We start from the raw sequence: 13,691 nt of genomic DNA, 5'->3' as shown, positions 1-13,691 counted from the left end.
TGTTCCTTCGTTCAGTTACGTATTGCTAAGGTTAAAACGGAGGAGTTGGTTGGATAATCCAGCACCTGGATGCCAAGACCCTGTTGCAGGAATTCTTGCAGAGCAAAAAAATCTCGCTGCCCACGTACAACGTCGTCGCCACGCACGGCGCCGCGCACAGCCAGGAATTCGAGATCGAATGCCTCGTGCCGAAACTCGGCATCCAGGTGTTCGGCCGCGGCGGCAGCCGCCGCGCGGGCGAGCAGGCCGCGGCGCGCCTGGCGCTGGAAACGGCCGAGCAGCTGATGCAGAAGAGCCCGTCCACGGCGCGCAAGTCGCGGCCCCGTTCCGCCCAGCTGAAACTGGCCGGCATCGCCACCGACCAGAGCGAGCTGACGGTGCAGGCCGAAGAACCGCAGTCGCAGCAGAAACCATCGCAGCCCCAGAAGTCAGGAAACACGCCAGCATGAACATGGAAACTACCCCCAACGACACACCCGAAGAAGGCACCCCGCCGGAAGGCTTCCGCTGCGGCTACATCGCCATCGTCGGCCGTCCGAACGTGGGCAAGTCGACGCTCATGAACGTGCTGATCGGCGCCAAGGTGTCGATCACGTCGCGCAAGGCGCAGACGACGCGCCACCGCATCACGGGCATCCAGACCCGTGACGATGCCCAGTTCATCTACGTCGACACGCCGGGTTTCCAGACCCGCCACGCGAACGCGCTGAACAAGACGCTGAACAAGACCGTGTCGAACACGCTGACGGCATCCGACGTGATCCTGTTCCTCGTCGAGGCCGGCACGTTCGGCCCGGCCGACCAGCAAGTGCTCGACCTGTTGCCGAAGAACGTGCCCGTCATCCTCGTCATCAACAAGTCCGACCGCATGAAGGACAAGGCCGAGCTGATGCCGTTCGCGGCCAAAGTGGCGGGCCTGCGCGATTTCACGGCGGTCGTGCCGGTGTCCGCGAAGCTGCGCTTCCAGGTCGACGCGCTGGAAGGCGAGATCAAGCGCCACCTGCCGGAAAATGCGCCGATCTTCGGCCCGGACGACATCACCGACCGCAGCGAGAAATTCCTCGCGGCCGAGATCGTGCGCGAAAAAGTGTTCCGCCTGCTGGGCGACGAACTGCCGTACACGAGCACCGTGCTGATCGAGCAATTCCAGCAGGAAGGCAATCTGCGCCGCGTGTTCGCCGCCATCCTCGTCGAGCGCGATACGCACAAGTCCATGATCATCGGTAACAAGGGCGCGCGCCTGAAAGAGATTTCCACGCAGTCCCGCCTCGACATGGAAAAACTGTTCGGCGGTCCGGTCTACCTGGAAATCTGGGTCAAGGTGAAATCCGGCTGGGCCGACAACGAAGCGGGCCTGCGCGCTTACGGCTACGAGTGAAGCCGGGGTAAGATAGCCCGCATGCCCAGCCGCGACGACGAACTCATCGATAACGACCAGGACGCGCATTCCCCGGCGACGGTGAGCAAGCGCCGCGCGCCCGTGCGCGAAAGCCGCGTCAACGGCCAGCCGGGGTTCGTGCTGCACAGCTATCCGTACAAGGAAACGAGCCTCATCGTCGACATGTTCACGCGCGACCACGGCCGCATCGGCGTCGTGGCGAAGGGCGCGAAACGGCCGACGTCGAAACTGCGCGGCGTGCTGCAGACCTTCCAGCCGCTGTCCGTGTCGTTTTCCGGCAAGTCCGAGCTGCGCACGCTGATCGACGCCGAATGGGTCGGCGGCATGCTGCCGCTGGAAAAAGCCGCGCTGCTGTGCGGCTTCTATCTCAATGAATTGCTGGTGAAACTGCTGGCGCGCGACGATCCGCATCCGGCGCTGTTCAACCATTACGTCTCGACCCTCAACGAACTGGCGCACGGCGAACCGGCGCCGATCGCCTTGCGAAAATTCGAACGGGCCCTGCTTAAAGAGACCGGTGTCGCCGCCGATCTCACGCGCTGCACGACGACGCGCGCGGCCGTAGAGCCGGACGGCCTGTACGTCGTCGATCCGGAGCGCGGCGCGCGCGCGGCGGCCGCCGTCGAATCGTGGCCGATCGTGTCCGGCAAGACGCTGGTCGACATGGAGCGCGAACACTACGCCGACCCGCAGACGCAGGCGCAGAGCAAACAGCTGATGCGCTTCCTGCTGGCCTATCACCTGGGCGGCGCGCCGCTGAACACGCGCCAGATTTTGATCGACCTGATGCAGCTTTGACAAAGAATACGAGAATACGACCATGAGCTTCCTGCAACCCGCCGGCCAGGTGATCGACCTGGGCGTGAACATCGACCACATCGCCACCGTCCGCAACGCGCGCGGCACCGTCTATCCCGACCCGCTGCGCGCCGCGCTGATCGCCGAGCAGGCGGGCGCCGACCTGATCACCCTGCACCTGCGCGAAGACCGCCGCCACATCAAGGACGCCGACGTCCTCGCCATCCGCCCGCAACTGGCGACGCGCATGAACCTGGAAGCGGCCGTCACGCAGGAGATGATCGACTTCGCCTGCAAGGTAAGGCCGCAGGACGTGTGCCTCGTGCCCGAGCGCCGCGAGGAAGTGACGACCGAGGGCGGCCTGGACGTCATCCGCTACCAGAAGGAAGTGGAAGCCGCGGTGCGCCAGCTGAAAGGCGAGGGCATCCGCGTCTCGCTGTTCATCGATGCGGACGACGCGCAGATCGCCGCCGCCGCGCAGGTGGGCGCCACCGTCATCGAACTGCATACGGGCCGCTACGCCGAGGCCGGGAACGCCGCCGAACTGGCGCGCGAACTGGAGCGCATCAAGCTGGGCGTGCGCGCCGGCGTGCAGCACGGCCTGCGCGTAAATGCCGGCCACGGCCTGCACTACACCAACGTGCAGCCGATCGCCGCGATTCTCGGGATCCACGAACTGAACATCGGCCACGCGATCGTCGCGCACGCGCTGTTCGCGGGTTTCGAAAACGCCGTGCGCGAGATGAAGGCGATCATGGTCGCCGCGCGCCTGGGCGTGTCCTACGCCGCGCACGGAGCCGGGCAGTGACGATCTACGGGATCGGCACGGACATCGTCCAGATCTCGCGCGTCGAGGCGGCCCTCGCGCGCAGCGGACCCCGCTTCGCCGAAAAAATCCTCGGCCCCGAGGAACTCGTCAAATACCACGCCCGCCGCGCCAAGAACGAGGTGCGGGGGCTGCGCTTCCTGGCCACGCGGTTCTCGGCCAAGGAGGCGTTCTCGAAAGCGATCGGCCTGGGCATGCGCATGCCCATGACGTGGCGCTCGGCCCAGATGCTCAACGCGCCCAGCGGCAAGCCGGTGATCGTGTGCAGCGGGGCGCTCGACGAATTCATGCGGACGCACCGCCTCACGGCCCAGGTGACGATCAGCGACGAAGCCGACTACGGCGTCGCGTTCGTGATCGTCACCCAGGCCCCGGAAGGAGCGTCCGCGACGTAGCAGGTGCAGCGGAAGTGAAAGACGAAGTCGTAGTACCGGCCAGGCCGAAGACGCCGCGGCGCACGCCGCGGCCGGCCCCGCCGACCATGCCGCGCGCCCGTCCGGACGCGTGGCAAGCCATGAAAGAGGAATTGATCGCGACGATGACGAAGGATGCGGAATCTCCCGTGCGCCCCAGCGAGGAAGCGCGCGAACAAGTCCTGGCGACGGTGGCCAGGCTGCCCGACCTGCCGGGCGTCTATCGCTATTTCGACGGCGAGGACAAGGTCCTGTACGTCGGCAAGGCGCGCAACCTCAAGAAGCGCGTGTCGAGCTATTTCCAGAAGACGTTGTCGAGCCCGCGCATCGCGATGATGGTGTCGCAGATCGCGCGCCTCGAGACGACGGTGACGCACAGCGAGGCCGAGGCCCTGATCCTGGAAAACAACCTGATCAAGAGCCTCAAGCCGCGCTACAACATCCTGTTCCGCGACGACAAATCGTACCCGTACCTGAAGCTGACGGGCGGCGCCTTTCCGCGCATGGCCTATTATCGCGGCGCGCTGGACAAGAAGAACCAGTACTTCGGACCGTTTCCAAGCGCATGGGCCGTCAAGGAATCCATGCAACTGCTGCAAAAGGTGTTCATGCTGCGCACGTGCGAGGACAGCGTCTTCGCCAACCGCACGCGGCCGTGCCTGCTGCACCAGATCGGGCGCTGCAGCGGCCCGTGCGTGGAACTGATCGCGCCCGAGGACTACCAGCGCGACGTCGACAACGCGGCGAAATTCCTGCGCGGGCGCCAGACCGAGGTGCTGGAAGAACTCGAAAAGAAGATGCTCGCCTATGCCGAGGACCTGAAGTTCGAGCAGGCGGCCAGCGTGCGCAACCAGATCCAGGCGCTGTCGCGCGTGCTGCACCAGCAGAGCATGGAGACGACCGGCGACGCCGACGTCGACATCATCGCCGTCGTCGTGCAGGGCGGCCGCGCCTGCGTCAACCTGGCGATGGTGCGCGGCGGCCGCCATCTGGGCGACCGTGCCTACTTCCCGACGCAGGTGGGCGAGGCGATGGATGAATGCCCGATCGAGGTGGAGGTGCTGGCCGCGTTCCTGGCCCAGCACTACGGCGACAAGTTCGTGCCGGGCACGTTCATCCTCAACATCGAGTTCGATCAGCCCGAGCTGATGATGGCGCTGACCGAGCAGTGCGGCCACCGTATCAATCTCGTGTTCCAGCCGCAGGGCCAGCGCCGCCAGTGGCTGGAGCTGGCGCAGAAGGGCGCGGAGATCTCGCTGGCCCGGCTGCTGTCCGAGCAGGGTTCGCAGCAGTCGCGCACGCGCGCGCTGGCCGACGTGCTCGGCCTGGACAGCGAGGATCTGGAAGCGCTGCGCATCGAATGCTTCGACATCAGCCACACGGCCGGGGAGGCAACACAGGCGTCGTGCGTCGTGTTCCACCACCACCAGATGCAGAACGGCGAATACCGGCGCTACAACATCACCGGCATCACGCCGGGCGACGACTACGCCGCCATGCGCCAGGTCCTGACCCGGCGCTACGAGAAGGTGGCGAACGGCGACGGCGTGATGCCGGACATCGCGCTGATCGACGGCGGCCGTGGGCAGGTTGAGATGGCGCGCCAGGTGTTCACGGAACTGGGGCTGGACATCGCGTCCATCGTCGGCGTGGCGAAAGGGGAGGGGCGCCGCGTCGGCCTCGAGACGCTGATCTTCGCCGACGGCCGCGCCCCGCAGGAACTGGGCAAGGAATCGGCCGCGCTGATGCTCGTGGCGATGATCCGCGACGAGGCGCACCGCTTCGCCATCACGGGCATGCGCGCCAAGCGCGCCAAGACGCGCCAGGCGTCGCGCCTGGAAGAGATCGAGGGCATCGGTGCCAAGCGCCGCCAGAAGCTCCTGGCGCGCTTTGGCGGGCTGCGCGGCGTGGTCGATGCGAGCGTCGAGGACCTGATGTCGGTGGACGGGATTTCGAGCACGCTGGCCGAGGAGATCTACCGGCAGCTGCACTGATCGTTTGTATTGACCGGGGCGCGCCACGGCTGGGCTCAACTGGTTTAAACGGCAAGAGCCATGTAGACTAGCGCGCAAGCAACTCAACAAGTCCAGCACCGATCAGCCTCACCCCATGCCTTTCAATATTCCCATTCTCCTGACCTGGCTACGCGTCGCACTCATCCCGCTGGTCGTCGGCGTCTACTACCTCCCCGATCACTGGCTGCACGTGGCCGACCGCAACCTCGCCTCCACGCTCGTGTTCATCGTGGCCGCGATCACGGACTGGTTCGACGGCTACCTGGCCCGGCGCTGGAACGAGACGTCGGCCTTCGGCGCCTTCCTCGACCCCGTGGCGGACAAGCTGATGGTGGCCGGCGCGCTGCTCGTGCTGGTGCAACTGGACCGCGTGAGCGCCATCATCGCCTTCATCATCATCGGCCGCGAGATCACGATTTCTGCGCTGCGCGAATGGATGGCCGAGATCGGGGCGCGCAAGTCCGTCGCGGTGAGCTCGCTCGGCAAGATCAAGACGGCCGCGCAGATGGTCGCCATCCCCATGCTGCTGTTCCACGACCCGCTGTTCGACGGCACGCTCGACATCCACCGCTGCGGCGAACTGCTGCTGTGGGTCGCGGCCGTGCTGACGGTCTGGTCGATGTTCTATTACCTGCGCCGCGCCTGGCCGCTCATCTGAGGAAAAGTCCGGCGCCGTATAGCTTTGCGACATTCATCCTTGACACATAGCTCAGCATCTCTATAATGCCTGCCTGTTGCGAACGACATCGCGGCAAACGGAACGACGCGGGAGTAGCTCAGTTGGTAGAGCGCAACCTTGCCAAGGTTGAGGTCGAGAGTTCGAGACTCTTCTCCCGCTCCAGAGTTTGCAGATGATTGATGGTCGTAACGAAAAGGTTGTCTTGGAAATCAGTAAAAAATCTTGGAGATGGTCGCGAGCTTCCAGCGACGCGGGAGTAGCTCAGTTGGTATAGAGCGCAACCTTGCCAAGGTTGAGGTCGAGAGTTCGAGACTCTTCTCCCGCTCCACTCATCGGCAGATGAGGCTGGGGCAGCAGTACAAGTAAGACTCCATGCGGGAGTAGCTCAGTTGGTAGAGCGCAACCTTGCCAAGGTTGAGGTCGAGAGTTCGAGACTCTTCTCGCCGCTCCAGTGTTTTACGGCAGTGCGTGATGAACTCCTAAGCGGGAGTAGCTCAGTTGGTAGAGCGCGACACCTTGCCAAGGTTGAGGTCGAGAGTTCGAGACTCTTCTCCCGCTCCCAGCGATTCACGAAACGTAGTACCGATGCGGGAGTAGCTCAGTTGGCAGAGCGCAACCTTGCCAAGGTTGAGGTCGAGAGTTCGAGACTCTTCTCCCGCTCCAGGTTGCAGAGAAGCCAGCCTTCTCGTGTCGTTGCGACGGCTCACCGGTCGCTTCGATAGTCAAAGTCTTCCTCCGGCGAGGTAGCAAAGCGGTTATGCAGCGGCCTGCAAAGCCGTGTAGATGGGTTCGACTCCCATCCTCGCCTCCGGCGTTTCCTCCAGATCGGCGCATCGGCGCCTGTCGACATCGCAGAGCTTGCTTAAAAGCTAGATCGCGAAACGTTCGAACAGCGGATGGCGCGGCGTGACGTTGCTCGACCAGCTGGTTTCCTGCGCTACGACATGCAGCCGTCGAATGCGTCACGGTCTGCCATCGCGCGGCCGCGTTCACGGGTAAACTGGTCGAGGTCGCCGAGCCTTGGCCCGCTGTCCTGCGCCGGCTCGCCCGGGACGGCCGATCTGTCATTTCGGCCCAACCTCACGTCGCGGTAATCACATGTCCAAACGCACCCCGGGTGTACGGCTCATGCGCACGCTGGTTCGCGCCGTCAAGACGCAACAGTCGACGCTGGCCAGGCTGGTGGGCAGTGTCGCGACGCCGCCGAAGAAGCGCCCGCGCAAGCAGGCGCCACGCAAACCGTCATCCACGTCCGCCATTGTGCAGGCCCAGCAGCCGGAAGCCCGGCGCCGCCAGCGATCTCCCGCGCCACCCACGCCGGGCCTGTGGTTGGCGGGCCGCCATCCGCTGCCGCCGAGTCCCGGACAGGCCGTCGGACGGTCCATGCGGTACTGGCTCTACGTTCCCCAGCGCCTGCCGGAGACGCTGGCGCCGGCGCGGCTGGCCACTGATCGTCATGCTGCACGGCTGCCAGCAAAGCGCAACCCAGTTCGCCGAGGGCACACGCATGAACCAGCTGGCGGAAGACAAAGGCTACATGGTGCTCTATCCGCAGCAACCGATCGGCGTGCAGGCGCAGCGCTGCTGGCGCTGGTACGACCGGTCCACCGAACTGGGCGACGGCGACACCGCTGCGCTGGCGGCGTTGATCGGCAGCATAGGTGAGCAATATCCGATCGATCGGCGCCGCATCTATGCATGCGGCCTCTCCGCCGGCGCCGGCATGGCGGCCGTGCTGGCATTGAATCATCCTGAACTCATTGCTGCCGTCGGCCTGCATTCCGGCCCCGTGTTCGGTGCCGGCCATACGCCGCTGGGGGCATCGCACGTGATGCGCCATGGGGCGGCGCAGTCGGATGCGGCGATCCTCGGCGTGCTGGAGCGCCGCGCCGCGCGCGCGGCGCCAGGCCTGCCCGCGCCGATGCCGCCCATGCCCGCGCTCATGGTCCAGGGGGATGACGATCAGGTCGTACGTCCAATCAACCAGCAGCAGCTGGCGCGTCAGTGGCTGCAATTGAATGGATTGCCAGACGGTCTGGCGGCGCGTGTGACGGCGAAACCGGCCGCCCGGCGCGGCGGCCGGCGTGCGCATGAGATCCACGATTATCTGAAGGGGCGCAAGGTCGTGTTGCGCGTGGTGCGCATCGCAGGTTTGAACCATGCATGGAGCGGTGGCGATCCGGCCTTGAGGTTCAATGCGGAAACCGGGCCGGACGCAAGCCGCATGATGCTCGAGTTTTTTGGCAGGCATCTGCGGTGAGTGGCATGATCGATTTGTGACGGGACCCCTGTGCGCCCGCGCCAGAAAAATACGGGTCCGCCATCAGCCTGACGGCCGTCACGGCCGTCTCTTTCGGCATGATCAATTCCGTCGGACAGATCGGCGGCGCGTGCGTTCCTCTGGCCGCCGGCATGCTGCTGGATGCCTGCAGCTGGACCAGCGTCTTCGTCCGCGCTGCCGCGGCCGTGGCAAGAACGCGGATGCGACCGCCGGTTGAAACCCCGGCCCTGGGCCTACACCGGCAGCAGCTTCAGGTCGAACAAACGCTCCCCCAGCCACACGGCCGCCACCAGCATGATCATCCCCGACCCCGCCCACCAGGACGACGCGCCGGTAGAACCAGGTGCTGCGCATCAGGTAGGCGAGGGGCAGGAAGGCCGCGACGATCGCCAGCTGGCCGATCTCGACGCCGAGGTTGAAGCCGACCAGCGACGCCGCCAGCGCCCCCGGCTGCAGCCCGAGGTCGGCCAGGACGCTGGCGAAGCCGAAGCCGTGCACGAGGCCGAACAGGAAGGCCGCGGCCCAGCGCCGCCCGCGCGCGACGGGCAGCACGTTGTTCAGCGCCGCCAGCAGCACCGACAGGGCGATCGCCGACTCGACCCAGCGCGAGGGCAGCGCCACGAGGCCGAGCGCGGCGAGGCTCAGCGTGATCGAGCGCGCGACGGTGAACGCCGTCACGATCTTCAACACGTCCGTCAGCGCCGCGCGCATGCCGCACACGGCGCGCCAGCCGCGCCCGTCGCGCACCAGCACGGCCGGCAGCAGCAGCGACACCAGGAACAGGATGTGGTCGTAGCCGACCCAGATGTGCACGATGCCGTGGCGGACGTAGGCCAGGAAACCGCTGGCCGCGCCGCCCGCGCCCTCGTCGACCGTGGCGCGCGGATGGTCGCTGCCGAGCACGAGGGTGCGTACGGTGTCGCCGTCGCGCACGCTGGCCAGGCCCTTGTGCTGCGGGTCGACGTCGGCGAACAGTCGGTACTCGACGGCGAGCGGTCCGGCCCGCGGACAGTGGGCGGCGAAGGCCAGCACCGTGTAGGTGCCGTCCGTGTGGGTGTCGACCAGTTGCCGCCCCGGCACGAGTGCGCAGGCGGCGCCGCCGCGCTCGAGGTGCAGGCGCGCCAGCGCATACGCGGCGATCGCGGCGTGGCGGTTGCGGACTTCGTCCCAGGTCAGCTGGCCGTCGTTGTCGGCGTCGAGGCCGATGGCGTAGTCCAGGTCGCGCAGCGCGATGTCCCACTCGCCGCGCACGTCGGCGCCGGCCTTCTCCATCGTCAGGCGCAGATAGGCGTCGCTCGGCTTGTGCGCGGCGGCGGGCAGCGACCACGTCGCGCCGGCGAGGAAGAGGACGAACAGGATCCACAGGCGCTTCATGCCTTGCCTCCGCTCTGGTTGAATTGCGTATTGAACTGCGCGGCGAGGCGCGCGAGCTGGACGTCTTCCACGTGCGCGCTGCGCATCCAGTCGAGTACCGGGCGGGCGCTCGCGGCGTCGTGCGCGGCGAGCGCCGCCTCCAGCAGGATGCGGGCGTCGGCCGTTTCCTTCTGCACGTCCCAGTTGCGGCGCGCGATCGCCAGCGCGCGGCCGGTATCGCCGCGCAGGGCCAGCTCGAAGCGGGCCTGCTCGCGCAGGTGGACGCCGTCGCCGCGCCGCTCGCCGGCGTCGAAGCGCGCCGCCAGCTCCGTCAGCTCGCGGCACCAGCTCGCGTGCGCGGCCGGCTGCGCGCAGTGCGAGCGCGTGGCGCAGCAGCAGGCCGTCGACGCGCGCGTGCGGCGCGAGCAGCGCGGCCGCTTCGGCATTGCGGCCGGCGTCCAGCAGGAAGTCGGCATAGGCGCCCCAGCAGATAGGTGTCGCGCGGCGCCTCGCGCAGCGCGGCGCCGAAGCGCGCGTCGGCGATGGCCGCGGCACCGCGGCGCTGCGCCATTTCGGCCAGCATCGTGAGCACCCAGGCGTCGACGGCGGGCGCCTCCACGCCGGCGCCGGCGCGCGCGCGCACTGCCGCGAGCAGGCGTTCGCTGGCCGCCAGATGCCCGTTCACGGCCCCCACGTTGGCGATGCAGGCCGTCGTCACCAATTCGTCGGCGAGGCTGGACAGGCGCGCGCAGCTCTGCGTGGCCGCGGCATAGTCGGCGCGCACGGTTTCGACGGTCGCACGGGTCAGCCAGGCCTGGGCGTTGTCCGGCTGCTGGGCGGTCAATCCCGCGAGGTCGGCCAGCGCCTCGGGAAACCGGTGTTCGCTCTGCAGCAGCGTGGCGCGCAGCAGGCGCACCGGCGGCGGCGGCGCGGCCAGGCGCCACCACGGTCCCAGCGCGGCTTGCGCATAGCCGTAGTGCGGGTCGGCTTCGCGCCGCCCGGCTTCGATGTAGCGGCGCGCGACGTCGACCGCGCGCGCCTCGTCGCGCGGCGCTTCCTGGAGGCGCTCGCGCAGCGCGCGCAGTTCGCGCTGCTGCGGGTCGGCGCGCCAGGGCAGGACCTCGAGCACCTCGGCGCCGCTGGCGGGCAGGCGCGGGGCGGCAAAGGCCCCGGCGGCGGCGCAGGCCAGCAGCGCCGCCGCCAGGGTACGGATGGCGGCGCCGGGCTTCATTGCACCGCCTGCGGTTCGGTGTCGTCGGGCATGGTCGGCGCCGTGTCGTCGAGCGCCGCCGGTTCGGCGTCGTCCGGCGCGCTCGCGGCCAGGCTGGCGACCTGGGCCGTGAACTTGTCCGTGGCCGGCGTGCCGCCGCCGGACGCGGGCGGCGGCGGGGTCATGGCGACGCCGTCGTCATGGTCGCTGCCGCCGCATGCGGACAGCAGTCCGCCGAGCAGCATCATGCATGGCAAGAGTTCCCTCATGATCGTCTCCTTCGCGGGTTTATTGTTGCGGCGAACCCGGCAGCGGGGTCTTCAGGTACGGGAAGCCGTTCGTGAAGAAGCTGTCGTCCAGGTACGCGCCATCGGTGAAGTGCAGGCCGCCGGCCGGCGCATCGGACGGGGCGCACCCCAGGTTCAGCGTGCACAGCTTGCCCATCACGACGCGCAGCGCGATGTCGACCACGTCATCGCCCGGACGGCGTCCGTTCGGGAAACCGGCGTTGTCGCCGTCGATCACGCCCAGGCGCTTCTGCGCACCCATCGCCGCCGGGGGCGTCGACGTGTTCAGGCGCAGCATCTCGGACGGCGTCACCTTGACCGGCTGATTCAGGCCCTTCACGCCGGTCAGGAAGGCGGTCACGAGGTCGTTGCGCGGGAAGTTGGTCGGGGCCTTGGCGCCGGCATTCCCGTACAGGATCTCGATCAGGGCGGGCAAGGTCGGATTCGTGACGTAGTCGGCAAACTGGGCATCGTTCATCGGCTTGCTGGCATTGAAGCGGTCCTTGTCCTTCAGGCCGATCACGACTTCGTTCACGAGCGGCATGCCCAGGCGCGACACCTGGGTCCAGGCGCCGCCTTCCTTCGACGCGCCGGCGCCGGCCGGGGCCGGGTTCAGCAGGCGCGCCTGGCGCATGCTGGCCGTGGTCCAGCCGCCGATCACCGGATCGCCGCCGGCCATGAGGCAGGACGCGGCGACTTCGAGCTCGATGCTGGTCACGTTCTTGCCGGCCAGGTCATCCTTCGCCGCCTTCTCGGCATTGGCCGCGAATTCGGTGGCCGGCGCCTTGATGTTGATGAGGTCGAAGGTCTCGCCCAGGTTCACGACGAACGGGTCCTTGCGCTGGCCGACGAACATGCGCGCCGGCGTCGAGCAGCCGGGCACGTTGACCGTGTAGACGTGCTTGGCGGCGTACGCCGCGTAGTTCGGGATCGACTTGTTGCCGATGTTGTCGAGGGGCTTGTCGAAGGAGGTACCGCCGCCGGTCGCATTGGTCACCGGACTGCGCTGTCCGGAGCGGCGGTCGCCGCGCACCATGTTGACGGTATAGGTTTCGCGCACGTTGGCACCGGGCGCGTTCGGGTCGGCGATGGCGCCGCCGTTGATCACGAGCGGGATCGACACCTTCTTGCCGCCGACGGTCAGCTGGGTATCCTTGTTCGTGTTCTGGAACTTGAACTGGAACGTGATGTCTTCCTTGGCGTCGCCGTTATTGTCGATGTGGATCTCGTACAGCGCGTCCGGGTCCATCATGAAATAGTTCGGGCCGGCCTGCGGATCCTGCAATGGCACATAGTTCGCGATCAGCGTCACGAAGCCTTCGCGGCCCGGCTCGTAACTGCGGAACATGTAGAAGTCGGTGGCGTCGACTTTCGGCTGCTTGGTGATGAACGGTGCTTCCCGGTGGCTGGATGCCTGCACCGGGACCTGGATCGCGGCGCCGGCACAGATTGCCGCCACCAGTACGCGCAGCGCGCCGCGGCCGGCGGTTGTCGATGTCTTCTTTTGCAACATGATTCCCCCTCTCTTGCTAGGTCAAAGTTGATGATTGAGCACGAATGCAATCCTTATACGGAGCGGAGAGGCGGGTGGATTCAGGATGTTGAAAAAATATTCGGCGTGTCCGGTGAACCGGTGCGTTGATGTTGCAATCGGGAAATTTTGAGCGGCGGCGTTTACGTCCGCACGATAGGTGGCCGGCGCGACCACCGCCGGGACTACGCAACAAGCGCCGCCACGAAATGGGAGGCAGTTACTGTTGCGGCTTATCCGGTGCGCTGCCGCCACGCCGCCGGGCACCGAGAGGAACAGGACGCCGAAACCGCCCAGCAACAGGAGATAAGCGGCCGGCTCGGGGACGGGTGCGACCGCGGCAAGGCTGCGTATCTGTACGAGCCCGTCGGTATCGCTGGCGCCGGAAAATCCGGTCGCTTCGAGGACGCCGTCGAACTCGCCGGTGCGCGTGTACATCTCGTTGGAAAACGTGAGCGCGGACCCGTTGACGAGGTCGCCGACCCAGTCCACGATGGCGGCGTCGGCATAGGCGAAGTTACCGCCGCCCCCGGGCGTGGCCGCGACCGAGCCATACGCCGAGAACACGACGCGCGTATTGGCCGAGAGCCGGAAGCGCCAGGTGGTCTGGCCCGCGGATCGTCCGGCGTTGATGCGCATCCGCAGCGACGCGCTGTCCGCATCGGGGCCCGCGACGGCGCTCGCGGTGCCTTCGGCATTGGTGATGCTGGCGCCGCCGAAATGCGTCGTATATTCGGATAAAGCGCCTTCTGGTTGTAATATGGGTTCTGAACAGGTTGAGCTTCGAACTGCACGCGTCGACGAGCAGTCGGCGCCGATCAGGTGCTGGATCATCCAACTAACTCCTCCGTTTTAACCTTAGCAATACGTAACTGAACGAAGTAGATGTAACATAACAT

14 protein-coding genes, 6 tRNA genes and 1 pseudogene are annotated in these 13,691 nt (G+C 66.8%); 14 read left to right on the top strand and 7 right to left on the bottom strand.

Going from position 1 to position 13,691, the window contains the following annotated elements:
- Positions 1-68: 68 nt before the first annotated feature.
- From ACWNCF_RS03240 to ACWNCF_RS03180, 13 genes and pseudogenes are all read left to right on the top strand, one after another.
- Positions 69-449, top strand: a pseudogene (locus tag ACWNCF_RS03240) (putative dsRNA-binding protein); the annotation flags it as partial.
- Complete coding sequence (era, locus tag ACWNCF_RS03235; protein WP_449405992.1) at positions 446-1,378, top strand: GTPase Era; 933 nt, start codon at positions 446-448, stop codon at positions 1,376-1,378. The pseudogene ACWNCF_RS03240 and the gene era, both read left to right, overlap by 4 nt.
- A 21-nt stretch (positions 1,379-1,399) precedes the next feature.
- Positions 1,400-2,197 carry a DNA repair protein RecO gene (gene recO, locus ACWNCF_RS03230; protein WP_056436100.1) on the top strand — a complete coding sequence of 266 codons (798 nt, stop codon included), beginning with the start codon at positions 1,400-1,402 and terminating at the stop codon, positions 2,195-2,197.
- Between the two features lie 22 nt (positions 2,198-2,219).
- Positions 2,220-3,005, top strand: coding sequence for a pyridoxine 5'-phosphate synthase (pdxJ, locus tag ACWNCF_RS03225; protein ID WP_449405991.1), 786 nt, complete (start codon positions 2,220-2,222; stop codon positions 3,003-3,005).
- Positions 3,006-3,007: 2 nt separating this feature from the next.
- Positions 3,008-3,418, top strand: a complete 411-nt coding sequence (acpS, locus tag ACWNCF_RS03220; RefSeq protein WP_056436894.1) for a holo-ACP synthase — start codon at positions 3,008-3,010, stop codon at positions 3,416-3,418.
- A gap of 143 nt (positions 3,419-3,561) precedes the next feature.
- A complete protein-coding gene (uvrC, locus tag ACWNCF_RS03215; RefSeq protein ID WP_449405994.1) occupies positions 3,562-5,430 on the top strand; it encodes an excinuclease ABC subunit UvrC in 1,869 nt (622 codons plus the stop codon).
- Positions 5,431-5,545: 115 nt separating this feature from the next.
- Positions 5,546-6,109, top strand: a complete 564-nt coding sequence (pgsA, locus tag ACWNCF_RS03210) for a CDP-diacylglycerol--glycerol-3-phosphate 3-phosphatidyltransferase (RefSeq protein ID WP_449405990.1) — start codon at positions 5,546-5,548, stop codon at positions 6,107-6,109.
- Positions 6,110-6,216: 107 nt separating this feature from the next.
- Positions 6,217-6,292: transfer RNA gene (locus ACWNCF_RS03205), tRNA-Gly, on the top strand.
- Between the two features lie 88 nt (positions 6,293-6,380).
- A tRNA-Gly gene (locus ACWNCF_RS03200) sits at positions 6,381-6,458 on the top strand.
- A 46-nt stretch (positions 6,459-6,504) separates the two neighbouring features.
- A tRNA-Gly gene (locus ACWNCF_RS03195) sits at positions 6,505-6,581 on the top strand.
- Positions 6,582-6,613: 32 nt separating this feature from the next.
- A tRNA-Gly gene (locus ACWNCF_RS03190) sits at positions 6,614-6,688 on the top strand.
- Positions 6,689-6,717: 29 nt separating this feature from the next.
- Positions 6,718-6,793: transfer RNA gene (locus ACWNCF_RS03185), tRNA-Gly, on the top strand.
- 74 nt (positions 6,794-6,867) lie between these two features.
- A tRNA-Cys gene (locus ACWNCF_RS03180) sits at positions 6,868-6,938 on the top strand.
- 434 nt (positions 6,939-7,372) lie between these two features.
- Here ACWNCF_RS03180 and ACWNCF_RS03175 read toward each other — a convergent pair.
- Complete coding sequence (locus ACWNCF_RS03175; RefSeq protein WP_449405989.1) at positions 7,373-7,588, bottom strand: hypothetical protein; 216 nt, start codon at positions 7,586-7,588, stop codon at positions 7,373-7,375.
- Between ACWNCF_RS03175 and ACWNCF_RS03170 the strand changes: the two genes are divergently transcribed.
- Positions 7,587-8,390, top strand: coding sequence for an extracellular catalytic domain type 1 short-chain-length polyhydroxyalkanoate depolymerase (locus ACWNCF_RS03170; RefSeq protein ID WP_449405988.1), 804 nt, complete (start codon positions 7,587-7,589; stop codon positions 8,388-8,390). The two genes, ACWNCF_RS03175 and ACWNCF_RS03170, sit on opposite strands and share 2 nt — an antisense overlap.
- A 102-nt stretch (positions 8,391-8,492) precedes the next feature.
- Here ACWNCF_RS03170 and ACWNCF_RS03165 read toward each other — a convergent pair whose 3' ends face one another.
- The 6 genes from ACWNCF_RS03165 to ACWNCF_RS03140 all read right to left on the bottom strand — a co-directional run bounded on the left by ACWNCF_RS03165 (position 8,493) and on the right by ACWNCF_RS03140 (position 13,626).
- Positions 8,493-9,785: a HupE/UreJ family protein gene (locus ACWNCF_RS03165; protein ID WP_449405987.1), complete on the bottom strand. Its 1,293-nt coding sequence runs from the start codon at positions 9,783-9,785 to the stop codon at positions 8,493-8,495.
- Positions 9,782-10,210 (bottom strand): hypothetical protein, encoded by a 429-nt coding sequence (locus tag ACWNCF_RS03160; RefSeq protein WP_449405986.1) that lies wholly within the window; start codon positions 10,208-10,210, stop codon positions 9,782-9,784. Before ACWNCF_RS03160 ends, ACWNCF_RS03165 begins: the two co-directional genes overlap by 4 nt.
- A complete protein-coding gene (locus ACWNCF_RS03155) occupies positions 10,096-10,995 on the bottom strand; it encodes a hypothetical protein (protein ID WP_449405985.1) in 900 nt (299 codons plus the stop codon). The genes ACWNCF_RS03160 and ACWNCF_RS03155 overlap by 115 nt, the downstream gene beginning before the upstream one ends.
- Entirely contained in the window at positions 10,992-11,243 is a 252-nt protein-coding gene (locus ACWNCF_RS03150) for a hypothetical protein (protein ID WP_449405984.1), read from the bottom strand. The genes ACWNCF_RS03155 and ACWNCF_RS03150 overlap by 4 nt, the downstream gene beginning before the upstream one ends.
- A 19-nt stretch (positions 11,244-11,262) precedes the next feature.
- Positions 11,263-12,720, bottom strand: coding sequence for a DUF4331 domain-containing protein (locus tag ACWNCF_RS03145; RefSeq protein WP_449405993.1), 1,458 nt, complete (start codon positions 12,718-12,720; stop codon positions 11,263-11,265).
- A 75-nt stretch (positions 12,721-12,795) separates the two neighbouring features.
- Positions 12,796-13,626 carry a hypothetical protein gene (locus tag ACWNCF_RS03140; RefSeq protein ID WP_449405983.1) on the bottom strand — a complete coding sequence of 277 codons (831 nt, stop codon included), beginning with the start codon at positions 13,624-13,626 and terminating at the stop codon, positions 12,796-12,798.
- Positions 13,627-13,691: the final 65 nt, after the last annotated feature.

This window comes from Massilia phosphatilytica (assembly GCF_977014125.1).
This window is presented reverse-complemented; position numbering and strand designations above follow the sequence as displayed.